Genomic DNA, 23,165 nt, shown 5'->3' with positions numbered 1-23,165 from the left:
ACGAGATCGAGTCGCACAGCGCCACACTCGCGAACGTGCGGGGTCGAATCGCGTCCGGGGCCGCTCGCTCGTGATGCATACTGCGTTTCACATGCGGGCAGGCACTGAGGAGCGTCATGGGAGTCAGGCGGGTTACTGCGACGACATCTGTTCTCGCGGCAGCTGTTGCGGTGGGGCTTGCCGCCCCCGCATACGGCACGGACCAGATCAGTGCGAATGCAGTCGGCACGTACGAGGCCGTATATGAGTGGGGCGCCAAGACATGGGTCGTGACGCCCTGCGAGGGCAACGCCTTTCAGTGTGTGCATGTCACCGAGTACGGCGCCGATGACGCCGAGCGGAAGTCGCCGTCATGGAGTGGGAACGCCTATTGGCAGGTCGGCTGGTGGATCATGCGAGGAGTGCTGAACCCCAAGGCGCTCACTTGCGAGGACGGGTCGCAGCACGACCTGGTGATGAACTACGCATGGGATGCGGCGAGCGGCAAGGCAATCCGCTCCTTTTACGACCCCGGCCTATGCGGCGAAGCCGGCAACGGTTTCAACGACTTCAGCCTCAACAGGACAGGTCCCGCGCCGGCACCGCCGCCGCCGGCGATGGCCGCAGAGGCTCAGTCCAGGTAGTCGCGCACTACGGCGCAGTCAGCGTTATGCGCAAGCAGGAGAATCGCTGCTGGTCAGCCTGCGCTGTAGCTCCAAATATCTTTGACTGAGTCGCACGCCTCGCCTCCCTACACGAAAGGCGAGACCCAGATGACCGAACCGCAACCGCAGCATCTGCAGCGGGCATCCCGCGCCTACAAAGAGGCCTGCGGCCTGTGCCTGTACGCCTGCGAGGTCTACCACGGCCGCGGCATGCCCGGCGAGGACCGCCTGCCGCTCGAAGACCTCGGCTTCTGTGTGCCCGACGTGCTCGACGCGCTGGTCTCCATGCTGCAACTACAGATGGGCCAAGCTGTCACCGTCGCGCTGCCGCCCGGCGAAGACGGCGTGTGGGAGCTGGCCGAACTGGTCGCCGCCAACGCCAACTTCGACGAGGCGATGTTTCGGGCGGCGACCCGAGCCGGTGACGGCCGCGAACAGTTCTGGCGTGTCATCGCCGACGCCGAACCGCCCGCCTGAGCATCGGTTCGCCGTGCCCGGCGCGCCGCGAGGAAATCCACTAAACCCCACGGCGCGCCGGGTGGTCTACGGCGTCACCAAATCAACCGCGACGATGGCCCCGGCGTCGTGCTGCAACAGCGCGAAATACGTTTCGGCCCGCAGCTTCACCGTGTTGTTGTCCAAATCCGGCAGCGATGCCAGCAGCACGTCGGTGCCGTGCGCGCTGAACGCCGCGCCGTTGACCACGACACCGATGCCCGCGGTGATCGCATCGTTGACCAGCAGCGTCGTGCCGTTGAACGCCACGACCGGCGCCCCTACCGTGTCACCGGGGCCGACCGCGGCCTTATCGGCCAACAGCGGATAGTCGGCGCTGTTGATCACCAGCGCGGTCGGTTTGGCGCCGGTCTGCGCCCACACCTTCGCGATGCCCGCGTCGGCCATATGGCTGGCGCTCGTGGCGTAGGTGACAGGTGTGCCCGCGGCGGTTTCCAGCGCGTCGGCTATCGCCGCGTTGACGCTGAAAACGCTTTCGGCGGCGAGCCGCTCGGACACCGCCGCAGCGCCGACACCGAATCGGATGACTTGATCGGAGACGACCGACGTCACCGCGAACGCCTTAAGCGTCGCCGACGCCAGCGCCGGATCGCCCATCGCGGGCTTTGTGCCGCCCTCGTCGGTGGCCGTCTGCGCCACCAGCGCGTCGTACAGCGGCCCGGAGACAGTCAGACTGTCCGCGGGAGTGAACGGGATGCCCGCGGCCTGCCAGAGCCACTGCGGCCGGCCCAACTGTTCGACGGCGACCGCGCCGCGCGCCCCGGCGTTGGCCGACGTGATCGAGCGGCATTCGATCTGCACACGCGCGGGCACGCCGCGGGTCAACGCTTGCGCGAATTCAATGAGCTGGCCGTGGTCCTCGGGCCGCGAGCCGCGGGTCTCGACGGCTGTGGCGACCGCTGATCGCATCCGCTCGGAGTGCTCGGCAATCGCGTTCGCCGCCATCAGCGCTTCGAGCTCGGCGCGGTCGTCGCGTATGAGTTGATCTTCGCGCGGCGTGAGGTCGCGGCCCTCGGCAACGCAGCGATTCGCGCGCGTCTCGACACGCTCGGCGGCGGCGCGCAGACGCGCCTCGCGTTCGGCGCGGGGCAGCTCTACGAGCGCGTCGACATCGGTTCGTGTGCTCATATCAGTTCCAACTTTCGTGGGAAATTCGGCCGACGGCGCGAACGCCAGCGCGCGCACCGCAACAACCGGTGGGGTGAAGGACAAAAGGCCCGGCGGCCTGGGGCGCGCGAATCTGGCGTCGGCCCCGAAGGATATGCGGACAACGGCCCGAAACCCTCGAAAAGTGGATGACCGCAACGGCGGTCGAACCCACAGCCCGCAACGGCGGACGATTCCAAGCATACCGGCTCAAATATGCGACCTAACCGAAAGCCGTTGCACGTCAATAGGATTGACGCGGAGGGTATCTCGCGGAATCCGTTGCTTTCCAACATGATTCGGGGCGGTTCCAGCAAACGGCGTCGGGCAGTGCAGGTAGTTTGCTGGAAAATCAAGATCAATGTGGATTCGCGGGATAAAAATTGGCCTCGACCTTGGGTCCCCAGGCTCGAAGCCCCTCAAAAAAAGAGGGTACACCATAGCTGCGGCGTTTGCTAGTGCCATCGAAACGGGTTGCACCGCAAAGGCTTTCGCGTTGTGAAACATGTTGGCGTTCATCGCTTTTCGTCGCCGTTGCCAGTATTGAAGAACCGCAGCGCTCGGGCCGGTCGCCTCGGCGGCTTGTCGGGGTCGCGGCCCGCTGCCCGCAGCCAGCGTCGGCGCTGAGCTGCGGAGACGTTGCAACTGGCGTGCGATGGACCGATGTAGCGCGACCGGTCGGTGTCGTGGTGGTCTAGGTGCCATTTGTGCGCCGGGTGGATGGGCTTACCGCAGCGGGCGCAGGTGGCCAGTCCCGCGGCGACGATGCGCCCGACGCGTTCGCGTTCGGCTTTGTGCGCCGCGTCGTAGCCGCGTTGATTGGTCGTCGCCCGTCGCGGTGTTGCTCGGCGTGGTGGTGGTAGGCGGCGCAGATTGCGCCGGCGTCTGCTCACTGCAGCCCCCTCAGGGTGTGCCACGCGCGCATCACCGACGCGATAGCCTCGCCGCGCTCGTCGGCCTCTACGAGGTCGCGGGCGATGGTCAGCAGCTCGGCCGATGTCAGCCAATCGAGGGTGACGTCGTAGGCGTCGGCGGCGTCGCCGGTGCCCTCAGCGATGGAATCGGCGGTCGGCCCCACCGAGAGGTAGAGAACCAAGCATCGGAACTGTCCGTCGTCGGTCATCGGCGCGGCCCTCGGTAGCGCCCGGCGACGACGCCGGGCGGTCGCCACGAATACGGCAGCGACCGGACCCACGCGGCGCACGCGGCCCGCGACGGGCACTGCTGGCACAGACTCAGCGCGCGTCACGGTCGGCGGCGTCGTGAGCGTCGAATATGCCAGGCTGCCCGGCACATAGCGCGCCGTCGAGACGGGGAACGCCGTGCAGAACCGTCGCGACGAGCATGACCCAACCGGGCTTGCCGGCGTCGACGGGAACGCGGCGGCGGCGGCTCACGACGTCGGCCCCTGTCGTTTGCCGGCCTTGAGCTCGCACCATTGACAGAGGCCGGTTTCACGACTCACGACGCCGGGCCGGCCGCATGAACAGGGTCGTCGGTGACCGTTGGCGTGGACAGGGTGGACAGGGTGGTCCAAAGCCTTTCGTGAGCCTATAGATTGTTGAAGCGTTGGAGTGCCCTGTCCACCCTGTCCCAGCGGGGCTTTTCCCTCGTTATCGCTGTCACTGTCGTTGTCATCGTCGGCCGTGCGGAACCGGACACCGACCCAAGCGCGGAACCGTTCGCCAAGCGTGCCCGCCGACCATCCTGGGCGGGATATGCCCGGTCTGCTGCCTTTGACCCGTTGGTAGTCGACGGTTTGCCACGCGTCATGGTCCTTCAGTCGTCCGCTGAGAGTTTGATCGGACCATTCACGATGCCCGCGGCCTTTTAGCCAGCCGTTGAACACGACGAGCAGATCGGTCGTCGCGATGTATCTGTCCGCATCAAAGACCAGATGCTCAGAGATGAATCCGAGCACCGCGTCGGAGTCTGCCCGCCACGCGCTTGTGTCGTTCTCTATTTCCGGTGGCGCCAGCGGCAACACGCGGCCGTTGGAGTACCAGTCGACGGCGCCGCTCACCGCCCACGCCAACACCGCTTCGTGCTGGCCGTCGCGCCCTTGCTTGAGGCGGTCTCGAAGGGTTGGGTCGCCCTCGCGGTCGAACGGACCCGTGAGAGGCTCACCGGGCTTGCGAAAGGTGTACGGGAACCGCACTAGTGCCAGCCGTCGCCAGGTGCCGTGATCGGTCTCGTCGACTCTTGGGCGGTAATTCGTCGATATCACCAGCGAGTGTGTCGGCGGCCACGATATCGAGTCTTTCCCGATGCGCCGCGCCGTCATGGTCTCGGTTCCGAGCACATCCTTTAGCCGTTTGGTGTTCAGGTGCCGGGTCTCGGGGGTTTCCTCGAGTACCGCCAAGCGAGCGCCCTTGAGTGTCGTCAGCTCAGTCGGGTGGTCGCTGGGATTGGCCAGTAGCACTCGCTCCGGGACGATGACGGCATGCTCTCCCACCGCGCGCGTAATAGCAGTCAACAGAGTTGTTTTCGCATTGGCGCCAGTCCCTTGCCACACCGGCATCACGTCGTCAGGTGTCGGATGACCGGTGACCGCTTGGCCGATCCGCCACCGCAACCATTCCGCCGACGCCGTTGGTAACGCGGTCAGCGCTTTGGTCCAATCGGAGTGAGTTGCGCCCGGTCGATAGTCGACTGAAGTGTGCTTGGTCAACAGCAGGGAGGGGTCGTGTGACGTGAGCTTCCCGCTACGCAAGTCGATCACGCCGTTACCGGCGCAGAATAGGTCGGGCTGCGCGTCGAACTCGTCGGAATGTCTTTCGAGAATGCCTTTCGCAAGCCCGACAATGGCGCGTATCCGGCTGGCCGCAAACAACCCAGATATCCGCTTGAGCCGCTCGGCGTCAGCACCTTGACGGGCCTCGCTGGCGTGCAACGCGATGACCGCCACCCGCACGCGTTCGACGATGGCCGCCTCGGTGACGGGCTCCCAGTACCCAATATCCGTGTAGCGCATCCACCCCATGCCGGCGCACCAACAGAACTTCCCGACAAGCGTTGTGCCCGCGATGTATTGGGCGATGTGGGCATCGTCGAGCCGTGGCGGCTCGCTTGTCTGGTCTCTCGGCGTATCGGCGTCGAATTCAGGCGGCGACTCCGCTCGTCGACCGAAACCCTGCTCATAGAGCCGCTGAGAGACGGCCCGGCCGTCCTCTGGCGCGCTCACTGTGCACTCACCCGCGGAATGTAGGCACCGAACTCTCTGGCGCAGTCGCGCACGAACTGCCGTTGTGCGATTTGTCGCCAGTCATATGCCGCTGAGATCGCCTGTGCCGCGTCGCAGCGGGCTTGCTGGCATGTCTCCACCCGCAGCGCCCAATGCCTCGCAGCGTCGAACACAGCGGCAAGCTTGCGGGGATCGTCGCCGGGTAGCTCGCACCACGCCGGGCTGCCGATCATCGGCCACGACTGCACGCTTGTCAGGAGCGGTGACACGAATTCGTGAACATCCCACCAACTGACTTGCTGCGAGAGGGCAATCGGCTCGGGAACGCTCAACGACTGACTAGAATCGGTGGCAGCTTTGGCGAGCTGGTCGGCCCCGAATCTCGGTTCGGGGCTGATTTCGTCAGGTGGCATCGTCGGCCGCCTCCCGCGCGCAGCGACGGCACAGGCCGCGGGCGCGATCCTGTGAGCGGGTCAGCACCCGGTCACAGCCCCGGCAGCGTGGCTGCCATTCGGGCGCGTTCATGCTTGGCCGCCCTTGGCGGCGCGACGACGGCGGGCCTGCGCGGACTTGAGCGCCATCTTGGCGTAGAACGCCTTGCGTAGGTGCTCGGCGCGCATGGGGTCGCCGTTGGCTTCGGCGAGCCATTTGTCTTCTAGTGCCCGGCGCGCGTTTGCGGTTCGGGCGGTGCGATTCTCGGTGTTGGCCCACGACATGTGGGCGGCGATTTGCGCGCGTAGTACGCGCTCAGGGGCAGAGAGCATGCTTCGGAGGCCCTTTCAAGGCTCCGGAGCGCTTCGCCTCCGCGTTGGTGTGTCTTTAACGACTAAGCATGTGAGGCTCTATGCTACCGCGGATTTGTGGCCTAATTCCGCGTGGCGTTAAACGTAGATCTTGACCGGGGCGCGGAATAGCCATTTCCGTTCAGCCGCGTCGGCTTGCGCGATCTTCGCGGCCATCTCGGTCCTCGTAGGAAGCGGCGGGTCGCATCGACACCTGTGGGCGGGGCGCCAGCCTTCGTCTTTGGGGCTGCCCGACCCCCAGTAGACGGCGACCAGCTTGCCGCAGCGCTTGCATGTGGCAGCGATTAACGGCTTGTCGTAGAAGAATCGGTGCAGGGCGTCGCTCACAGGTCGCCTAGGTTGAGGTTGCGGGCCTCGGCCGCGGCGCGGTCTAAGGCCGTGGATTTCGTATACCGGTCGATCATGTCGCGGGTAGACCATCCGGCGACGGCCATCAGACCGCCCTCAGATCCGCCCGCGGCGAGCCAGCGCGACGCGGCGGTGTGTCGCAGCAGGTGCAGATGAAACCCTTTAAGCCCGGCGACTTCGGCGCGGAATTGCAGCGCGTTGCGAAGACCGAAGTACTCCAAGCCTTTTCCGCGGTCACCGAGCCATAGCGCCGCGGTGCCGGCGAGGCGGTGCGCGCGCCGGGCGCGTATGTAGCGATCAACGGCGCGCGCAGTCTGCGGGCCGAAAGGCGCGGTGCGGCCCTTGCCGCCCTTACCGCGGTGCACGGTGACGACGCCGCGCTCCAAGTCGATAGCGTCGAGCGTGAGGCCGATAAGCTCACCGGCGCGCATGCCGGTTTCCAACATGAGGCGCACTATCGCCTCGTCGCGGCGGTCGCGAAAATCCTTGCCGGAACACGCCTTGATCAGTCGGCGTAGCTCGTCGTCGGTGAGCGAATTGACCACCTTGGCGTCGAGCCTCGGCGCTTTGAGCCCGAGCAGCGGATCGGCGTCGATCTCGCCTTCCTCGGCAAGCCACGCCGAGAACCGTCGCATACCGAGCTGGCGGGCGCGTGCGGTCGCAGGTTCGGCGCCGTCGTCGAGCAGATCAGCAACAAACGCCTTCATAAGATCGCGGTCCAGGGCGGGGGAGTGGCCCCGGCTATCGCACCAACGCAGAAACGCGCGCACACCGTCGCAGTAGCTCTTGATCGTCTGTTCTGACTTGCGCTCAGCGCGTAGGGACAGCTCCCACGAGGGCAACAACGCCGCCAGATCGAGCGCCACAGGCTTGCGCCGTCGCTGCGACGGTTGGATACCGGTCATGCCGATATCTTAACTAGAAACGTTGTACTTCGGTGATATTCTGAACTAGAGCAGTAAATCCGCTGCTCACAGCAGTTAAGCGAGGTGGCACTCAGTCCAGGTAGTCGCGCAACACCTGAGAACGGCTGGGGTGGCGCAACTTCGACATCGTCTTCGATTCGATCTGTCGGATGCGCTCGCGGGTCACGCCGTACACCTGACCGATCTCGTCGAGTGTGCGCGGCTGACCGTCGGTGAGCCCGAATCGCAGCCGCACCACGCCGGCTTCACGCTCGGACAGTGTCTCCAGCACCGACTGCAGCTGATCCTGCAGCAGCGTGAAGGACACCGCGTCGACGGCCACGACGGCCTCGGAGTCCTCGATGAAATCGCCCAGCTGGGAATCGCCCTCATCGCCGATGGTCTGGTCCAGCGAGATCGGCTCACGGGCATACTGCTGGATCTCCAGCACCTTCTCCGGTGTGATGTCCATCTCTTTGGCCAGCTCTTCGGGCGTGGGCTCGCGGCCCAGGTCCTGCAGTAGCTCGCGTTGGATGCGACCGAGCTTGTTGATCACCTCGACCATGTGCACCGGGATGCGGATGGTGCGGGCCTGGTCGGCCATCGCGCGGGTGATCGCCTGGCGGATCCACCAGGTGGCGTAAGTGGAGAACTTGTAACCCTTGGTGTAGTCGAATTTCTCGACGGCGCGGATCAGGCCCAGGTTGCCTTCCTGGATGAGGTCCAGGAACGCCATCCCGCGACCGGTGTAGCGCTTGGCCAGCGACACGACCAGACGCAGGTTCGCTTCCAGCAGATGGTTTTTCGCGCGGTCGCCGTCGCGGCAGATCCACATCATGTCGCGACGCTGCGCGGCGGGTAGTTTCTCGCCCTTGTCGGTGAACTCGGCCATCAGCTGCGTTGCGTACAGACCGGCCTCGATGCGCTTGGCCAGCTCGACCTCTTCCTCGGCATTGAGCAGGGCGACCTTGCCGATCTGCTTGAGGTAGGCACGCACCGAGTCGGCCGACGCGGTCAGCTCGGCGTCCTTGCGGGCTTGCCGCAGCGCCTCGGACTCCTCTTCATCCCAGACGAAGTCCCCCGACGCCTTGTCCTTCTCGGACGGCTCGGCGATCTCCTCATCCTCGGCGGCGGCCTCGTCGCCGGCCTCCGCTGCAGGGGCGTCACCTTCGCTGGCCGCCGCACTGTCTTCGGCGGGCTCGTCGTCGACTTCGAGATCCCCGAGATCGATGTCGGCTTCCTCGACCGCGAGATCTTCACCGGGCTCGGCTTCCAGGTCGTCGGCCTCGAGCTCTTCGGCGTCGACGTCGGCCTTGGTGGCGTCGGCCGTGGTGGGGTCAGGCTCTGCCGCGGCGTCCTTCTTGGCACGCCCGCGGGGCGCGGTGGACTTGGCGGCCTTCGTCGCGCGCTTGGCCGGCGCCTTGCTCGCGGTGACCTTGGCGGCCTTCTTGGCCGGTGCCTTGGTGGCAGAGCGGGACGTGGTCTTGGCGGCCTTCTTGGCCGGTGCCATCCCGTGGGCCGACTTCGCCGCGGTGCCTGATGCGCGGCTCGCCGCGGGCTTCTTGGCGGGGGCGGTCTTGGTAGCGGTGCGCTTCACCGGCTCATCGGTTGCCGGGCTTGCCTTTGTCGCTGCCACGTACACCCTTTCCTCGTGCTACTCATCGCGGGCTGGGCCCACCGCTAAGCGCGGGGAGGGTGTGTGCCCCACCGATGAGCGTCGGCTGTCGAATATTGGCGGTTGATGATCGTCGCTATCCAGGCTGCGGCCGCCGTCGACCATTGTAACGACAGTGTGGGATAACGCCGCCTTCAGCGGCAAATCGCAGGTTCCGGGCGTGGCTACCTGGCGGTAGCTGTGACGTCTTCCTCAGCGGCCATCGCGGCGCCGACGATGCCCGCGGTGTTCTGCAGCGTCGCGGCCACCACCGGCGTGCGGTTCGTCAGCAGCGGGATCCACTTCTCGGCCTTGCGGCTGATGCCGCCGCCCGCGATGAACAGGTCCGGCCAGATCGCATTTTCGATCGCTACCAGCACCTTCGTCACCTCAACGGCCCAGCGCTGGTAGCTCCAGCCCTTGCGTTCCTTGACCGACGACGCTGCGCGGTGCTCGGCTTCCTTGCCGCCGACCTCGATGTGGCCGAACTCGGTGTTCGGCAGCAGAATGCCGTTGTGGATCACCGCCGAACCGATACCGGTGCCGAAGGTCAGCAGCACGATGACGCCGGTGTTGTCCTGGCCCGCGCCGAACTTCTCCTCGGCCAACCCGGCCGCGTCGGCATCGTTGAGAACCGTGACCTGCTGTCCGTCGAGGGCGTTGCGGTAGAACTCGGCGGCGTTGCTGCCGATCCAGCCCTTGTCGACGTTGGCCGCCGTGCGCACGGTGCCGTCGGTGACCACACCGGGGTAGGTGACGCCCACCTTCTCCGTCCAGCCGAACTCGCGGACCACCGCGGCGACGGTCTTGCTGACCGCCTCGGGGGTCGCGGGCTGCGGAGTTTCGAGCTTGAAGCGCTCACCGATCAACTGCCCGGTGCTCAAATCGACGATGCCGCCCTTGACGCCGCTGCCCCCGACATCGATTCCGAATCCGCGGCGCTGGCCCCCGTTGACGCTCGACGCGCCGGCGGGCGAATCGGTCGCGGTCATGAAGCTCCTCTACTTCAGCCAGGTCATGCGCCCCACACCTTAGTGGGTGGGCCGAGCCGGCACGCACCTGTCGCGCAGACAGGTCGCGACAACGAATGCCGAAACGTGCTGCGATGGGTGAATGTCCGACAACGACGCCGACCCCGTCCTGCTGCGCTCGGTCGCCGAGCAACTGGCCACCGAGGCGGCCGACTTCGTGCGGCGGCGTCGCGCAGAGGTTTTTGGCGACCTCGGCTCGTCGCCCGATACCTTGCCCGTCCGGACCAAGAGTTCGCCCACCGACCCGGTCACCATCGTCGACACCGAGACCGAACGGCTGATCCGCGACCGGCTCGCGGTGCTGCGCCCCGGTGAGTACGTGCTCGGCGAAGAGGAAGGCGGGACGGCCGCCCGCGGGGACGGACTGACCTGGGTGCTCGATCCGATCGACGGCACGGTCAACTTCCTTTACGGGCTGGAGGCCTATGCGGTGTCGGTCGCCGTGCAGCGCGACGGGGTTTCGGTGGCCGGCGCGGTCGCGAACGTGGCCGCCGGCGCGGTGTACTCGGCCGCGGTCGGCCACGGCGCGTATCTGCGGCGTGCCGAGGTGACCACGCAGCTGCACACCAGCGCAGCTGACGATCTGTCAATGTCGTTGCTGGGCACCGGGTTTTCCTATGACCGCGAGCAGCGTGCCCGACAGGCCGCGGTGCTGGCCCGGGTCCTTCCGGCGGTGCGTGACGTGCGCCGCATCGGATCGTGCGCACTGGATCTGTGCATGGTCGCGGCGGGCCAGCTCGACGCCTACTACGAAAACGATGTGCACCTGTGGGACTGGGCGGCCGGGGCCCTGATCGCCGCCGAGGCGGGTGCCGCGCTGGAGCTGCCGCAGGGGCAGGGGGCAGCTGGCGCACCGGGGTTTATCGTCGCCGCGGCACCGGGTGTATCAGCCGCGCTGGACGCCGCACTGCGCCGCGCTGGTGCGTTCTAAGCGGCGCGAAAGCGGTTGCCGGACAGCCGGATACCAGTGTCAGCAGGCTGTCGAGTGGATTTTCGACAGCAACGACGGATCGGCCGCCTGGGTGGCATCCGGTCGCAGGCTGGCGAGCATCGCTTCGATGTCGTCGCTGCTGCTCAACTCGGTGAAATCGGTGCCGAGGGCCAGGTCCACGCTGTCGTCGCCGCGCTCGTCTTCGAACAGTTCGGTGCACGGCGCGACCAGCCACACCGCGGCGGCCGCGGCGCGTCCGGCCTCGCCGAAACGAATCTGGCCCTGGCAGGCCAGGCGGGCGGAGGTGTAGATCGGGTCATTGGCCGCGGTCGGTTCGGCGAACCCCAGATCCTTCAACGCCGTGGCCACCTCGGCGGCCTGGCCGCCCTGACCGCTGGCATTGAGCACCCTGACCTTGGTGTCGGCGAGGCGGGCGGGGCTCACGTCGACCATGTCGGCACGCGACACCTGCACACCGAGGGTGGGGGCCGGCGCACTGGGATCGGTTGGCGCAGGGGGCGGATTGCAGATTGCCGCTTCCTGCACGTCGGCCGGTCTGTTCAAGGCGATGACCCACACCAGCAGGGTCGCCACCGACAGCGCGACGAACAATACGATCGCCGGCAGGTAGTTCCGCCGCCGGAAGGGGCGACCGTGCTCGTCGAATGCGGTTCCCTGTGTGATTTGCGCGACCACGAGTGCACTCTAAAGCCCCTGCTCCCGCGTTCTTCGCATGGAACGATAGCTCTTGTGACATAAATCACAGTGGAACGGGTACCAATACGGGCACGAAACGTTTGGCGGATGCGTTCGACGCTGGTACAAAGCTCTGCTGCACATGGTTTATCCGGAGGGGACGAAGATGGCTACCGATTACGACGCCCCGCGGCGCACCGAGACCGATGACGTCTCGGAAGATTCGCTCGAGGAGCTGAAGGCGCGGCGTAACGAGGCCCAGTCGGCGGTTGTCGACGTCGACGAGTCAGAGTCCGCAGAGTCCTTCGAATTGCCGGGCGCCGACCTCTCGGGTGAAGAGCTGTCGGTGCGGGTGGTGCCCAAACAGGCTGACGAGTTCACCTGCTCGAGCTGCTTCCTGGTGCATCACCGCAGCCGCCTGGCCAGCGAGAAAAACGGAGTGATGATCTGTTCGGACTGCGCGGCCTAACTCCGCAGCGCGGCCAGGACCCGGTCCGGGTGCCGGCAGCTCACCAGCCAATACGGCGTGGGGTCATCCGGATCGTCCAGTACCACCAGAACCATCGGGCCGACCCATGCCCGGTGTACGACGTAGGCGGCCGGGTCGAGTTGACGGCCCAGCGCGGCCGATTTGGCGCTGCGCGGCACCTCGGCCGAGCGGGCGATCACGCCGGTCGGCAGATGCGCGTCCCCCGCCCACAGTTCGGTGCCGTCGGGCCCGCTGACGACCCGCACCTCGGTACGCCCCAGCCACAGCAGCACGACTGCCGCGACGGGCAGCAGCACGGCGTACGCCAGCCATCGGGGCAGGCCAGAGACGCCCATCTCGACTTCGACGGCGATCAAGGCCGCGAGCGCCAAGCCCGGCGGCCACCACCACCACGGCACCCACAGGCGCTCGCGGTAGCGCACGGATTGCGTCGTGGCGCGCGTGTCGGACACGCGGCCAAGAGTAATCTCTGACGTCGTGCCCACTTCTCTGGCGGTCGTGCGCCTAGACCCTGATCTGCCGATGCCCAGTCGCGCCCATGACGGCGACGCAGGCGTCGACCTTTTCAGTGCGCTCGACGTGGACCTGCCGCCCGGTCACCGGGCGCTGGTGCCCACCGGTATCGCGGTGGCCATCCCGCACGGGATGGTCGGTCTGGTGCACCCTCGTTCGGGTTTAGCTGCCCGCGTGGGACTTTCGATTGTCAACAGCCCAGGGACGATCGACGCCGGGTACCGTGGCGAGATCAAGGTGGCGCTGATCAACCTCGATCCGCAGGTGCCGATCGTCGTGCACCGCGGGGACCGCATCGCCCAGTTGCTGGTTCAGCGGGTCGAGTTGCCCGAGCTGGTCGAGGTCACGTCGTTCGACGAGGCCGGTCTCGGCGAAACCTCCCGTGGCGACGGCGGCCACGGTTCCTCCGGCGGACATGCGAGTTTGTGATGGCATTCGGTAGAAGCAAAGACAACGACGACGTCAGCGGCGTCGAAGAGACGGTCGATCCGGTCGACGGGGAGTTGGAAGGTCCGTTCGACATCGAGGACTTCGACGACGCCGAGACAGCGGCGGCGGGCCGGCTGGATCTGGGCTCGGTGCTGATCCCGTTGCCCGCGGCTGGTCAGGTGCAGGTCGAGCTCACCCCGCAGGGCGTGCCCAGTGCGGTGTGGGTCGTCACTCCGCACGGCCGGTTCACCGTCGCCGCCTACGCGGCGCCCAAGACCGGCAGCCTGTGGCGCGACATCGCAAGAGAACTGGCCGACTCGCTACGCAAGGACGGCGCCCAGGTGTCGATCCAGGACGGTCCGTGGGGACGTGAGGTCGTCGGCGTGGCGTCCGCGCAGCAGGCTCAGGCGGCGCAGCAGGGTCAGCCCGGCGTCGTGCGCTTCATCGGGGTCGACGGCTACCGGTGGATGATCCGCTGCGTCGTCAACGGTCCCCAGGAACACATCGAGGCGCTCGCCGCCGAAGCGCGGGAAGCGTTGGCCGACAGCGTGGTTCGCCGCGGTGACACTCCGTTGCCGGTACGCACGCCCCTGGCGGTCGAGTTGCCGGAGCCGATGGCCAACCAACTGCGCGCCGCCGCTGAACAGGCCGCGGCTCAGCAGGCGCAACAAGCTCAGCAGGGCGGCGAGCAAGAGCCGCCGGCCGAGCCGGTCGCGCGCCGCAGTGCCCAGGGTTCGGCGATGCAGCAGTTGCGGACCATCACCGGCGGCTGAGTTTTTGCGCGCTAACCGGTGGATCCCACGTACCACGTGCGTGCGATCCACCGGTTAACGCCTTGACTGCCATCAGGCATCCAGCAGGGCGGCCACACATGCCGCGCCCAGCACCGCCGGGTCGGCGCCCATCTGGTCGAGTGTGACCGTGCGCAGCGCCGCCCGCGGCGCCGCCGCCACCCACTCGGCGGCCACCTCGAGCGGATGCACCGGGTCGTCGGTCGCGGCGGCAACGCCCAGCGGGACGGCCAACCGCTCCAACTCGGTGAAGGTGGGCGCGGCGTATCGGGACGCCTCCTCCATCGCCTCCGGCAGTAGCGGCCACTGGCCCAACCACGACCGGGCGAGTTCGTCGCCCAGCCACTGCGGGCTCGAGGCCCGCATGGCCGCGGTGGTGGCCGCGAGGCCGTCACGGCGCAGCAACTCCGCGGAGTGACGCGCCGCGACCGCCGCGGGCGCATGCGTCGGAGTCCCCGTCCACGCCGGAAGCGCGGCGAGCACCGCGACCGTGCGACTCGGGTGGGCCAGCGCCCACGAGGTGGCGACCGCGGCGCCGATCGACACACCACCCACGGCGATCGCCCCGTCGTGTGCCGCCTCGTCGAGGGCCTCGCGGTAGCCGTCGACGAGCCGGTGTGGCTGGGGCGGCGGTGTGACCACCGTCGCACCCTGCTCGTGCAGGGCTCCGGAAAACGCCCGGTAGACGAAGTCATCGTCCGATCCGGTGCCCGGCAACAGCACGGTCGTGACGCCGCGGAGATCGACCGTCATGGCTCGATCGTGCCTTGCCCTCAAAGCGCCCGGCGCGGCGAGGTGACCCGGCGTGGCATCTCGTAACCAACAGGGTTACCGTGGCGATTATTCGGGTAGATCCACGGTGGATCTGCGATAGGTCAGGAGAGGCCATGGCAACGGCCGAAGGGTATCTGCGCCGGCTCACCCGTCGGTTGACGGAGGACCCCGAGCAACTCGATCTCGAGGAGCTCAGCGACGAAGCCGCCATGACCGGCGCTCAGAAGGCGATCGACTGTCAGCGCGGTCAAGAAGTCACGATGGTCGGCACCCTCCGCAGCGTCGAGTGCAACACCAAGGCGTGCGCCAGCGGTGTGAAGGCCGAACTGTTCGACGGCACCGATTCGGTGATGCTGGTCTGGCTCGGCCAGCGCCGCATCCCGGGTATCGAGGCCGGCCGCACCCTCAAGGTGCATGGGCGCGTCGGCAAGCTCGACAACGGGGCCAAGGCCATCTACAACCCGCATTACGAGATTCAGAAGTGAGCGACCCCGGAACCGAACCGGGGCAACCGAGAACCCAGCAGTCGACGAAGGCGAACGCCGTCCTCGACCAGATGGGCGGTGTCAGTGGGCTGATCTATTCGTCGCTGCCCGTGGTGGCGTTCGTTCCGGTCTCCCAGATTTTCGGGCTCGTGCCGGCCATCGTCGCGGCGCTCGGCGTGGCCGGGGTCGTCCTCGCATGGCGGCTGGCTCGCCGGGAGTCCGCCCAGCCCGCGATCTCCGGCTTCTTCGGTGTGGGCATCTGCGCGTTGATCGCCTACGTGATGGGGGAGTCGAAAGGCTACTTCCTGCTTGGCATCTGGTCGTCGCTGTTCTGGGCGGCGGTGTTCACGCTGTCGGTGCTGATCCGCCGTCCCGTGGTCGGCTACGTGTGGGGCTGGGTCAACGGCCACAGCCGCGACTGGCGCCGGCTACGCAGGGCGGTGACGGCGTTCGACATCGCGACGCTGTTCTGGGTCGCGGTGTTCGCCTCCCGCTTCGTCGTGCAACGGCATCTTTACGACGCCGACCAGACCGGCTGGTTGGGCGTCGCGCGCATCTCCATGGGTTGGCCGCTGACCGCGGTTGCCGCCCTGGTGACCTATCTGGCGATCCGGTCCGCGCAGAAAGCCATCGCCGCGAACGAGGCGCCGGACGACCTGAGGGCTCCGGCCGGCGGATAGATCGGGCGCCGTGTCAACCCAGCTGCGGATGCAACAGCAGATCCTGCAATTGGTCCTCGGCTTCGGCGACGGCCACGAACAGTAGTTCGTCGCCGCCCTCGAGCGGTTCGTCGGACTCGGGCACGATCACGCGGGGGCCTCGCAGGATCGTCACCAGCGCACAGTCGCGTGGCAGTTCGAGGCGTCTGACGGGCTTACCGCCCCACGGGGTGTCGTCGGGCAGGGTGATCTCGACGAGGTTGGCCTGACCCTTGCGGAACTCCATCAGCCGCACCAGATCGCCGACGGCGACGGCCTCCTCGACGAGCGAGGCCAGCATGCGTGGCGTCGACACCGCCACGTCGACTCCCCAGCTCTCGTCGAACAACCACTCGTTGCGCGGGTCGTTGACGCGGGCCACCACCCGCTGCACCGCGAACTCGGTCTTGGCCAGCAGGCTGACCACCACGTTGACCTTGTCGTCCCCGGTGGCGGCGATCACCACGTCGAACTGCTCGAGTTGGACTGACTCGAGCATGGTCAGCTCGCACGCATCCCCCAACCGCCACTGCGCCGCCGGGATCGCGTCGACGTCGATGTGGTCGGGATTGCGTTCGAACAGGGTCACCTCGTGGGCGTCGACGAGTTCGCGAGCGATGGACCGGCCGACGGCGCCGGCCCCGGCGATGGCGACCTTCAACTGCGCCACTCCTCCATGTCGTGGTGGACGCGTTTCATCAGCTTTCGAGGTCCTCGCTCGGCGGCAACGCCGCGATGGCCAGCGCTTCGGCGATATGTCCGGCGATCGCGGCCATGAAGACCTGGTCGCCGGCCTGGATGACGGTCTTGCCGTCGGGCAGCAGGCCGGCCCCGAAGCGGATCAGGAACGCCACCCGGCCGCCGGTGGCCGCCTCCAGTTCAGTGATCCGGCGGCCCATCCACGACTCGTGCAGCGCCAGCTCGGTCAGGCCGACGTTGCCGGTGGGGTCGCGCCACTTGGTGGTCTCGGTCTCGCGGGTCAACACGTTGAGCAACCGGTCGGTGGTCCACGGCACGGTGGCCACCGTGGGAATGCCCAACCGCTCGTAGACCGCCGCGCGCTTGGCGTCGTAGATGCGGGCGACGACCCGCTCGACGCCGAAGGTCTCGCGCGCCACCCGCGCCGAGATGATGTTCGAGTTGTCGCCCGACGACACCGCGGCGAACGCGCCCGCTTCTTCGATGCCCGCACGCAGCAGCACGTCGCGGTCGAAGCCCATCCCGAGCACCCGCTCGCCGGAGAACTCCGGTGACAGCCGGTGAAAGGCGGTGCCGTCCCGGTCGATGACCGCGACGTCGTGGCCGATCCGGGAGAGGCTGTCCGACAGCGACGCACCCACCCGGCCGCACCCCATCACCACTACACGCACTCCACGGTCCTTCCTGTCGAACCCGTGCAGTGGAGAACGCTACAGCTTCCCGACGGTCAAATGCCGCTGGGCTTACTCTTGGCACTCGTGTCCAAGCTTTCCACCGCGCGGCGGTGGGTCCTCGGGAGGCCCTTTCGCAGCGACCGGGTCAGAGACACCCTGCTGCCCAAACGGGTCGCCCTTCCGGTCTTCGCCTCCGATGCGCTGTCGTCGGTGGCCTATGCGCCGGAAGAGATCTTCCTGGTGCTGTCGGTCGCCGGGTTGGCCGCGTACTCGATGACACCGTGGATCGGCCTGGCAGTCGCCGGGGTCATGTTGGTCGTCATCGCCAGCTACCGGCAGAACGTGCACGAATACCCGGACGGCGGCGGAGACTACGACATTGTCACCACCAACCTCGGGCCGACTGCCGGCGTCACCGTGGCCAGTGCGCTGCTGGTGGACTACGCGCTCACGGTCGCGGTGTCGATGTCCTCGGCGATGTCGAACATCGGCTCGGCCGTGCCGTTCATCAACCACCACAAGGTGCTGTTCGCCGTCATCGCGATCCTGCTGCTGGCGGCGCTGAACCTGCGCGGGGTCAAGGAGACGGGGACCGCTTTCGCCATCCCGACTTACGCGTTCTTACTCGGCATGTTCGCGATGCTCGGCTGGGGGTTCTTCCAGATCTACGTGCTCGGCGAACCGCTGCGAGCCGAATCGGCGGGCTTCGAAATGCGCTCCGAACACGGTGAAATCCTCGGGTTCGCGCTGGTTTTCCTCGTCGCACGGGCATTCTCGTCGGGCAGCGCGGCGCTCACCGGCGTCGAGGCCATCAGCAACGGTGTGCCGGCTTTCCGTAAACCGAAGGCACGCAACGCCGCAACGACGCTGGCTCTGCTCGGCCTGATCGCGATCTCGCTGTTCATGGCCATCATCATGCTGGCCAGGGCAACCGGTGTGCAGATCGCCGAGCGGCCACACGAACAACTCGTCGGTGCCCCGCCGGACTACCACCAGAAGACCTTGATCGCTCAGTTGGCCGACGCGGTGTTCCACGACTTCACCGCGGGGCTCTTCGTCATCGCCGGTGTCACGGCGCTGATCCTGGTGCTGGCCGCCAACACCGCGTTCAACGGGTTCCCGGTGCTCGGATCGATCCTCGCCCAGGACCGGTACCTGCCACGGCAACTGCACACCCGCGGAGACCGGCTCGCGTTCTCCAATGGCATCCTGTTTCTGGCGCTCGCCGCGATCGCGTTCGTGGTGGCGTTCCGCGCCGAAGTCACCGCGCTGATCCAGCTCTACATCGTCGGGGTGTTCGTCTCGTTCACGCTCAGCCAGTTCGGCATGGTCCGGCACTGGACTCGGCTGCTGCGTAGCGAGACCGAGCCCATGATCCGGCGCAAGATGATCCGATCCCGGGTTATCAACGCGATCGGCTGCGCCTGCACCGGCACGGTGCTGGTGATCGTCGTGGTGACGAAATTCGTTGCCGGAGCATGGATCGCGATCCTGGCGATGGTCGCTCTCTTTGTGATGATGAAGCTGATCCACAAGCACTACGCGACCGTGTCACGAGAGCTCGAGGAGCAGGCCGCCGCGGCGGGGGACCTGGTTCTGCCGAGCCGCAACCACGCGATCGTGCTGGTGTCCAAACTGCACCTGCCCACGATGCGTGCGCTGGCCTACGCCAGGGCGACCCGGCCGGACACGCTGGAGGCGATCACCGTGAGCGTCGACGACGGCGAGACGCGGGCGCTCGTACACAAGTGGGAGGAGAGCGATATCAGTGTCCCGCTGAAGGTACTGGCCTCGCCGTACCGCGGGATCACCGAGAAGGTGCTCGAGTACGTCGCGCGCATCACCAGGGAGTCACCGCGCACCGTTGTCACCGTCTTCATTCCGGAATACGTCGTCGGCCACTGGTGGGAGAACATCCTGCACAACCAGAGTGCGCTCCGGCTCAAGGGCCGGCTGCTGTTCGAGCCCAACGTGATGGTGACTTCGGTTCCGTGGCAGCTGAGTTCGTCGGAGCGGCTCAAGACGTTGCAGCCGCAGTCGGCCCCGGGCGACGCGCGCAGGGGACTTCTGGATTGACCGGGGAACCCGGCGGCCCGTCCGGGCTGCCGTCTGAACTCGTGCTCACCGCCGGGCCACCTGCCAACGGCGGCAGCTGTGTGGCGCGCCATGACGGCCGTGTCGTGTTCGTCCGCTATGCGCTGCCCGGCGAGCGGGTCAGGGTGCGGGTGGTCGCCGATCGCGGAAAGTATTGGCACGCCGACGCGATCGAAGTCATCGAACCGTCGCCCGAGCGCGTCGAGTCGATCTGTCCGATCGCCGGCGCGGACGGCGCCGGCTGCTGCGACATGGCGTTCGCAGAACCGGACGCGGTACGCAAACTCAAGGGTGCGGTCGTCGCCAACCAGCTGATGCGGCTGGGCGGCTACCAGTGGCGTGACGAGGCCGAGGCCACCGCCGATCCGGTCGGTGACGTCGGCGCGACCGGGTGGCGCACGCGGGTCCGGCTGGACACCACAGCCGCCGGACGACCGGGATTCCACCGCTATCACAGCGCCGAACTCGTCACCGAGCTGAACTGCGCACAGCTACCCGACGGCATGCTCGACGGGCTGGCCGAGCGCAGTTGGCCACCTGGCGCACAGCTGCACGTCGCACTAGACGACGACGGCGCGCGTCACGTCGTACAGTCTGGACCCCGGGCAGGACGCGACAGCGGACGCAAGGCCCCCACACAGGTGATCGAGGGCGACTACGAGGCCGTTCAGCGCGTCGGCGGACGGACCTGGCGGGTGCCCGTGACCGCCTTCTGGCAGTCGCATCGTGACGCGGCGCCGCTCTACAGCCGGCTGGTGGCCGACTGGGCTCAGTTGAGCGCCGGGATGACGGCGTGGGACTTGTACGGCGGGGCAGGCGTTTTCGCGGCCGTGCTGGCCGAGGCCGTCGGCGAGACGGGCCAGGTCCTCACCGTGGACACCTCGCGGGGAGCATCGCGAGCGGCGCGGGCCGCGCTGAGCGACATGGGCTGGGTGTCGGTGGTCACCGACTCGGTGCGCCGAGCGGTGGCCGCCCAGCGGCGCCGGGCCGATGTCGCGGTGCTCGACCCGCCGCGGACGGGGGCCGGCCGCGAGGTGATCGATCTGCTGGCGAGCGCCGGGGTGCCCCGGCTGATCCACATCGGCTGTGAGGCAGCGTCGTTCGCACGCGATGTCGGGCTATACCGGGGACACGGCTATTCGGTCGAGGAGCTGCGGGTGTTCGACTCGTTCCCACTGACCCATCACCTCGAATGTGTCGCGGTGTTGAGCCGGTAAACGGGTATCCCACCGGCGATGCAGACCTTCCTGCCCTGCCCGGGCTTCGCCGACACCGCCCGCGTCCTGGATACGAAGCGGCTCGGCAAGCAGCGGGTGGAGGCGATCCAGGTGGTGCGCGCGTTGACGGTCCCCGGCTACGGCTGGCGCCATCACCCGGCCGCGGCGATGTGGGCCGGTTACGAAGAGGCGCTGGTCCGCTACGGGCTCGACATCTGTGCCGCATGGTGTCGGCTGGGCCACGCCGACACCTGCGCAACAACGATGGTCACCGACCTCACCCGCACCACCGGCATCGGCACGCCGCGCACGCAGGCGGAGTTGACGGCCGCGGGGGAGACGCCGCCGTGGCTGGGCGATCCGGCGTTTCACCGCGGCCACCAGTCGGTGCTGGTGCGCAAGGATCCGCAGCACTACCGCAAGTTCTTTCCCGATGTGCCCGACGATCTGGAGTACGTGTGGCCCGAATCCGACCGCCCGCGACGTGTCCCGCGCGACGGTCAGTCGCCGAAATAGCGCCGCAGTCTGCGCTGGCGATGGGTGAACAACGCTCCGATGCCGGCGGCGACCACGGGCGTCAGCACGCGCACCGGGGCACGCAACTCGAAGGTGAGCCGGTCATGCACGACGGTCCTCACATCGCCCACGGGTTCGAGGGTGCGCTCGTGCCGCCACGACCGCATGCTCAGCATCGTCGAGTCCTCGTGAAAGCCGTGGCCAGGCCACAACGCGGCGATGGTCAAATCGTCGTAGTCGAACGGCAGCACCCCGAACAGCCGCATCCAGCAACGGCCGATCGGCTCGCCGACCGGGATGGTGTCGACTGTGAGGTCCTTCGCGCCGCGCGGCATCGACATCGTCAGCCACGGCCGCAACTCGTGGTTGATGCCCTCGGGGGTGACGATGCGCTGCCACACCTGCTCGGCGGGCGCGTCGATGGCGCTGCGACGTTCGACAATCATCCCGGCACAAGGTAACCGAGTCGGCTGCCCCTGCGGGACCGTACGTCGCGTTGATACGTTGAGCGTGGGTGTGCCGGGAAGTCTGGTCGGCGATTCGTTGTCGACCGCTAGCCACAGATCGGACTTGCCGTGACTGCCAATCCTCTCCGGTTCGCAAGGCGGACGCTGTTCGCGCGCGGGTCGTGGTCCGAGGCGAGCCGGGTGTCTGCGATCCTGCGCAAGGAAACGGTCGGCGGCGCGGTCCTTCTGGTGGCTGCCGCGGTAGCCCTCGTCTGGGCCAACACGCCGTGGTCGGCGAGCTACTACGCGCTGCGCGATCTCCAGGTCGGCGGCGAGCCGTTGGGCCTGCATCTGAACCTCGCGCTCGGCGCCTGGGCTGCGGACGGTTTGCTCGCCGTGTTCTTCTTCGTCGTCGGCCTTGAACTCAAACGCGAGTTCGTGGCCGGAGATCTGCGTGACGCCACCCGCGCTGTGCTGCCGATCGCCGCGGCCGTCGGCGGCATGGTGGCGCCCGCGTTGATCTTCGTCGCGGTGACCGCGCCCCTAGGGGATGGCGCGACGCGCGGTTGGGCCATTCCGACCGCTACGGACATCGCGTTCGCGGTCGCGGTGCTCGCGGTCATTTCCACGCATTTGCCTTCCGCCCTGCGGATCTTCTTACTGACCCTGGCCGTGGTCGACGACCTGCTGGCGGTGGCGGTGATCGCTGTGTTCTACACCGAGGACATCGACGTGGTGGCCTTGTCGGCGACGCTCATCCCGCTGTCGCTATTCGCGGTGTGTGTGCAGCGCCGGATCCGGTCCTGGTGGCTGTTGGTCCCGTTGGCGGTGGCCACGTGGATCCTGATGCACGAGTCCGGTGTCCATGCCACGGTGGCCGGCGTGCTGCTCGGCTTCGCGGTGCCGGTGATGCGTTCGGGGCAGGCCGGCGGCCCGGAGGCCGGGCCCGGCCTGGCCGAGCACTTCGAACACCGCATACGCCCGCTGTCGGCCGGGGTGGCGGTACCGGTGTTCGCGTTCTTCGCCGCCGGGGTGAGCATCGGCGGCTACCGGGGCTTCACCCAGGCGCTGGCGGATCCCATCACGCTCGGCATCGTGCTCGGGTTGCTGGTGGGCAAGCCCGTCGGCATCTTCTTGACCACGCGGGTGCTGGCCTCAGTCACTCGCGCCGATCTCGACTCCGCGATCCGGTGGGTCGACGTGCTCGGCATCGCCATGCTGGCAGGGATCGGGTTCACTGTGTCGCTGCTCATCGGAGACCTCGCGTACGGCGCCGGCTCAGATCGTGACGAATTCGTGAAGATCGGGGTGCTCACCGGATCGGTGTGCGCGGCGGCTCTGGCCGCCGTGCTGCTAAGGCTGCGGAACAGGCAATACCGCGCCATTTGGTTGCAGGAAACCGCCGATTCCGACCACGACGGCGTACCCGACATCTACCAGGTTGGACACGACTGACGACGACGGCCGTGCGTAAACTGAAC

General features: G+C 67.4%; 29 protein-coding genes. 12 read left to right on the top strand and 17 right to left on the bottom strand.

The features are described from left to right. The first annotated feature begins 170 nt into the window (after window positions 1-170). A complete protein-coding gene (locus QGN32_RS02195; protein WP_326547046.1) occupies window positions 171-623 on the top strand; it encodes a hypothetical protein in 453 nt (150 codons plus the stop codon). 129 nt (window positions 624-752) lie between these two features. After that, complete coding sequence (locus tag QGN32_RS02190; protein WP_326547045.1) at window positions 753-1,121, top strand: hypothetical protein; 369 nt, start codon at window positions 753-755, stop codon at window positions 1,119-1,121. A gap of 66 nt (window positions 1,122-1,187) precedes the next feature. Here QGN32_RS02190 and QGN32_RS02185 read toward each other — a convergent pair whose 3' ends face one another. The 11 genes from QGN32_RS02185 to ppgK all read right to left on the bottom strand — a co-directional run bounded on the left by QGN32_RS02185 (window position 1,188) and on the right by ppgK (window position 10,192). Continuing rightward, the gene (locus tag QGN32_RS02185) at window positions 1,188-2,288 is read right to left on the bottom strand and encodes a hypothetical protein (RefSeq protein ID WP_326547044.1); all 1,101 of its coding nucleotides are present in this window, start codon (window positions 2,286-2,288) and stop codon (window positions 1,188-1,190) included. Window positions 2,289-2,821: 533 nt separating this feature from the next. Next, window positions 2,822-3,199, bottom strand: a complete 378-nt coding sequence (locus QGN32_RS02180; protein ID WP_326547043.1) for a hypothetical protein — start codon at window positions 3,197-3,199, stop codon at window positions 2,822-2,824. Next, window positions 3,196-3,537, bottom strand: coding sequence for a hypothetical protein (locus tag QGN32_RS02175; protein WP_326547042.1), 342 nt, complete (start codon window positions 3,535-3,537; stop codon window positions 3,196-3,198). The genes QGN32_RS02180 and QGN32_RS02175 overlap by 4 nt, the downstream gene beginning before the upstream one ends. 4 nt (window positions 3,538-3,541) lie before the next feature. Further along, a complete protein-coding gene (locus tag QGN32_RS02170) occupies window positions 3,542-3,703 on the bottom strand; it encodes a hypothetical protein (protein ID WP_326547041.1) in 162 nt (53 codons plus the stop codon). Next, on the bottom strand, window positions 3,700-5,490 hold the full coding sequence (locus QGN32_RS02165) for a DNA primase family protein (RefSeq protein ID WP_326547040.1): 1,791 nt from the start codon (window positions 5,488-5,490) through the stop codon (window positions 3,700-3,702). The genes QGN32_RS02170 and QGN32_RS02165 overlap by 4 nt, the downstream gene beginning before the upstream one ends. Further along, window positions 5,487-5,903 carry a DUF2742 domain-containing protein gene (locus tag QGN32_RS02160; RefSeq protein WP_326547039.1) on the bottom strand — a complete coding sequence of 139 codons (417 nt, stop codon included), beginning with the start codon at window positions 5,901-5,903 and terminating at the stop codon, window positions 5,487-5,489. The genes QGN32_RS02165 and QGN32_RS02160 overlap by 4 nt, the downstream gene beginning before the upstream one ends. 108 nt (window positions 5,904-6,011) lie before the next feature. Next, window positions 6,012-6,254: a hypothetical protein gene (locus tag QGN32_RS02155; RefSeq protein WP_326547038.1), complete on the bottom strand. Its 243-nt coding sequence runs from the start codon at window positions 6,252-6,254 to the stop codon at window positions 6,012-6,014. 117 nt (window positions 6,255-6,371) lie between these two features. Continuing rightward, window positions 6,372-6,620 carry a hypothetical protein gene (locus QGN32_RS02150; protein ID WP_326547037.1) on the bottom strand — a complete coding sequence of 83 codons (249 nt, stop codon included), beginning with the start codon at window positions 6,618-6,620 and terminating at the stop codon, window positions 6,372-6,374. Beyond that, window positions 6,617-7,546: a tyrosine-type recombinase/integrase gene (locus tag QGN32_RS02145; protein ID WP_326547036.1), complete on the bottom strand. Its 930-nt coding sequence runs from the start codon at window positions 7,544-7,546 to the stop codon at window positions 6,617-6,619. The genes QGN32_RS02150 and QGN32_RS02145 overlap by 4 nt, the downstream gene beginning before the upstream one ends. Window positions 7,547-7,637: 91 nt before the next feature. Further along, window positions 7,638-9,182: an RNA polymerase sigma factor gene (locus tag QGN32_RS02140; RefSeq protein ID WP_326547034.1), complete on the bottom strand. Its 1,545-nt coding sequence runs from the start codon at window positions 9,180-9,182 to the stop codon at window positions 7,638-7,640. 203 nt (window positions 9,183-9,385) lie between these two features. After that, window positions 9,386-10,192, bottom strand: coding sequence for a polyphosphate--glucose phosphotransferase (ppgK, locus tag QGN32_RS02135; protein WP_326547033.1), 807 nt, complete (start codon window positions 10,190-10,192; stop codon window positions 9,386-9,388). A 121-nt stretch (window positions 10,193-10,313) separates the two neighbouring features. On the opposite strand from ppgK, the gene QGN32_RS02130 reads away from it, so the two are divergent. Next, on the top strand, window positions 10,314-11,162 hold the full coding sequence (locus tag QGN32_RS02130) for an inositol monophosphatase family protein (protein ID WP_326547032.1): 849 nt from the start codon (window positions 10,314-10,316) through the stop codon (window positions 11,160-11,162). Between the two features lie 39 nt (window positions 11,163-11,201). Here QGN32_RS02130 and cei read toward each other — a convergent pair whose 3' ends face one another. Then, window positions 11,202-11,858 (bottom strand): envelope integrity protein Cei, encoded by a 657-nt coding sequence (gene cei / locus QGN32_RS02125; protein ID WP_326547031.1) that lies wholly within the window; start codon window positions 11,856-11,858, stop codon window positions 11,202-11,204. 166 nt (window positions 11,859-12,024) lie between these two features. Between cei and QGN32_RS02120 the strand changes: the two genes are divergently transcribed. After that, window positions 12,025-12,327, top strand: a complete 303-nt coding sequence (locus QGN32_RS02120; RefSeq protein ID WP_112555248.1) for a DUF4193 domain-containing protein — start codon at window positions 12,025-12,027, stop codon at window positions 12,325-12,327. On the opposite strand, the gene QGN32_RS02115 is transcribed toward QGN32_RS02120, so the two are convergent. Then, on the bottom strand, window positions 12,324-12,800 hold the full coding sequence (locus QGN32_RS02115; RefSeq protein WP_326547030.1) for a DUF3093 domain-containing protein: 477 nt from the start codon (window positions 12,798-12,800) through the stop codon (window positions 12,324-12,326). The two genes, QGN32_RS02120 and QGN32_RS02115, sit on opposite strands and share 4 nt — an antisense overlap. Before the next feature lie 25 nt (window positions 12,801-12,825). Here QGN32_RS02115 and dut point away from each other — a divergent pair, with 25 nt between their 5' ends. Continuing rightward, window positions 12,826-13,290, top strand: a complete 465-nt coding sequence (dut, locus tag QGN32_RS02110; RefSeq protein WP_326547029.1) for a dUTP diphosphatase — start codon at window positions 12,826-12,828, stop codon at window positions 13,288-13,290. Continuing rightward, the gene (locus tag QGN32_RS02105) at window positions 13,290-14,063 is read left to right on the top strand and encodes a DUF3710 domain-containing protein (RefSeq protein ID WP_326547027.1); all 774 of its coding nucleotides are present in this window, start codon (window positions 13,290-13,292) and stop codon (window positions 14,061-14,063) included. Before dut ends, QGN32_RS02105 begins: the two co-directional genes overlap by 1 nt. A 72-nt stretch (window positions 14,064-14,135) precedes the next feature. Here QGN32_RS02105 and QGN32_RS02100 read toward each other — a convergent pair whose 3' ends face one another. Then, window positions 14,136-14,834 carry a serine aminopeptidase domain-containing protein gene (locus QGN32_RS02100; protein WP_326547026.1) on the bottom strand — a complete coding sequence of 233 codons (699 nt, stop codon included), beginning with the start codon at window positions 14,832-14,834 and terminating at the stop codon, window positions 14,136-14,138. Window positions 14,835-14,968: 134 nt separating this feature from the next. Between QGN32_RS02100 and QGN32_RS02095 the strand changes: the two genes are divergently transcribed. Next, window positions 14,969-15,340 (top strand): OB-fold nucleic acid binding domain-containing protein, encoded by a 372-nt coding sequence (locus QGN32_RS02095; protein ID WP_326547025.1) that lies wholly within the window; start codon window positions 14,969-14,971, stop codon window positions 15,338-15,340. After that, window positions 15,337-16,020 (top strand): DUF3159 domain-containing protein, encoded by a 684-nt coding sequence (locus QGN32_RS02090; RefSeq protein WP_326547024.1) that lies wholly within the window; start codon window positions 15,337-15,339, stop codon window positions 16,018-16,020. Before QGN32_RS02095 ends, QGN32_RS02090 begins: the two co-directional genes overlap by 4 nt. A gap of 13 nt (window positions 16,021-16,033) precedes the next feature. Here the strand turns inward: QGN32_RS02090 and QGN32_RS02085 are convergent, their stop codons facing one another. Both QGN32_RS02085 and QGN32_RS02080 read right to left on the bottom strand, forming a co-directional pair. Then, entirely contained in the window at window positions 16,034-16,699 is a 666-nt protein-coding gene (locus tag QGN32_RS02085) for a potassium channel family protein (protein ID WP_326548890.1), read from the bottom strand. 37 nt (window positions 16,700-16,736) lie between these two features. Continuing rightward, entirely contained in the window at window positions 16,737-17,408 is a 672-nt protein-coding gene (locus tag QGN32_RS02080) for a potassium channel family protein (RefSeq protein WP_326547023.1), read from the bottom strand. 78 nt (window positions 17,409-17,486) lie between these two features. On the opposite strand from QGN32_RS02080, the gene QGN32_RS02075 reads away from it, so the two are divergent. From QGN32_RS02075 to QGN32_RS02065, 3 genes are read left to right on the top strand one after another with little or no spacing between them, the layout of a single operon-like run. After that, on the top strand, window positions 17,487-19,487 hold the full coding sequence (locus QGN32_RS02075) for an APC family permease (RefSeq protein ID WP_326548889.1): 2,001 nt from the start codon (window positions 17,487-17,489) through the stop codon (window positions 19,485-19,487). Further along, on the top strand, window positions 19,484-20,722 hold the full coding sequence (locus tag QGN32_RS02070; RefSeq protein ID WP_326547022.1) for a class I SAM-dependent RNA methyltransferase: 1,239 nt from the start codon (window positions 19,484-19,486) through the stop codon (window positions 20,720-20,722). The genes QGN32_RS02075 and QGN32_RS02070 overlap by 4 nt, the downstream gene beginning before the upstream one ends. A gap of 18 nt (window positions 20,723-20,740) precedes the next feature. Beyond that, complete coding sequence (locus QGN32_RS02065; protein WP_326547021.1) at window positions 20,741-21,238, top strand: MSMEG_6728 family protein; 498 nt, start codon at window positions 20,741-20,743, stop codon at window positions 21,236-21,238. On the opposite strand, the gene QGN32_RS02060 is transcribed toward QGN32_RS02065, so the two are convergent. Beyond that, the gene (locus tag QGN32_RS02060; protein ID WP_326547020.1) at window positions 21,223-21,684 is read right to left on the bottom strand and encodes an Rv1443c family protein; all 462 of its coding nucleotides are present in this window, start codon (window positions 21,682-21,684) and stop codon (window positions 21,223-21,225) included. The two genes, QGN32_RS02065 and QGN32_RS02060, sit on opposite strands and share 16 nt — an antisense overlap. Window positions 21,685-21,813: 129 nt before the next feature. Between QGN32_RS02060 and nhaA the strand changes: the two genes are divergently transcribed. After that, window positions 21,814-23,139 (top strand): Na+/H+ antiporter NhaA, encoded by a 1,326-nt coding sequence (gene nhaA / locus QGN32_RS02055; RefSeq protein ID WP_442791770.1) that lies wholly within the window; start codon window positions 21,814-21,816, stop codon window positions 23,137-23,139. The last annotated feature ends 26 nt before the right edge of the window (window positions 23,140-23,165 follow it).

Source organism: Mycolicibacterium sp. ND9-15, assembly GCF_035918395.1.
Lineage (GTDB): Bacteria > Actinomycetota > Actinomycetes > Mycobacteriales > Mycobacteriaceae > Mycobacterium.
This window is presented reverse-complemented; position numbering and strand designations above follow the sequence as displayed.

Excerpts from the sequence above, each read along its gene's own strand:
- QGN32_RS02100 (WP_326547026.1), bottom strand. The coding sequence starts at position 14,834 with ATGACGGTCGATCTCCGCGGCGTCACGACCGTGCTGTTGCCGGGCACC.
- QGN32_RS02130 (WP_326547032.1), top strand. The coding sequence starts at position 10,314 with ATGTCCGACAACGACGCCGACCCCGTCCTGCTGCGCTCGGTCGCCGAG.
- QGN32_RS02145 (WP_326547036.1), bottom strand. The coding sequence starts at position 7,546 with ATGACCGGTATCCAACCGTCGCAGCGACGGCGCAAGCCTGTGGCGCTC.
- QGN32_RS02155 (WP_326547038.1), bottom strand. The coding sequence starts at position 6,254 with ATGCTCTCTGCCCCTGAGCGCGTACTACGCGCGCAAATCGCCGCCCAC.
- QGN32_RS02065 (WP_326547021.1), top strand. The coding sequence starts at position 20,741 with ATGCAGACCTTCCTGCCCTGCCCGGGCTTCGCCGACACCGCCCGCGTC.
- QGN32_RS02095 (WP_326547025.1), top strand. The coding sequence starts at position 14,969 with ATGGCAACGGCCGAAGGGTATCTGCGCCGGCTCACCCGTCGGTTGACG.
- QGN32_RS02105 (WP_326547027.1), top strand. The coding sequence starts at position 13,290 with ATGGCATTCGGTAGAAGCAAAGACAACGACGACGTCAGCGGCGTCGAA.
- ppgK (WP_326547033.1), bottom strand. The coding sequence starts at position 10,192 with ATGACCGCGACCGATTCGCCCGCCGGCGCGTCGAGCGTCAACGGGGGC.
- QGN32_RS02190 (WP_326547045.1), top strand. The coding sequence starts at position 753 with ATGACCGAACCGCAACCGCAGCATCTGCAGCGGGCATCCCGCGCCTAC.
- QGN32_RS02185 (WP_326547044.1), bottom strand. The coding sequence starts at position 2,288 with ATGAGCACACGAACCGATGTCGACGCGCTCGTAGAGCTGCCCCGCGCC.
- QGN32_RS02120 (WP_112555248.1), top strand. The coding sequence starts at position 12,025 with ATGGCTACCGATTACGACGCCCCGCGGCGCACCGAGACCGATGACGTC.
- QGN32_RS02060 (WP_326547020.1), bottom strand. The coding sequence starts at position 21,684 with ATGATTGTCGAACGTCGCAGCGCCATCGACGCGCCCGCCGAGCAGGTG.
- QGN32_RS02160 (WP_326547039.1), bottom strand. The coding sequence starts at position 5,903 with ATGCCACCTGACGAAATCAGCCCCGAACCGAGATTCGGGGCCGACCAG.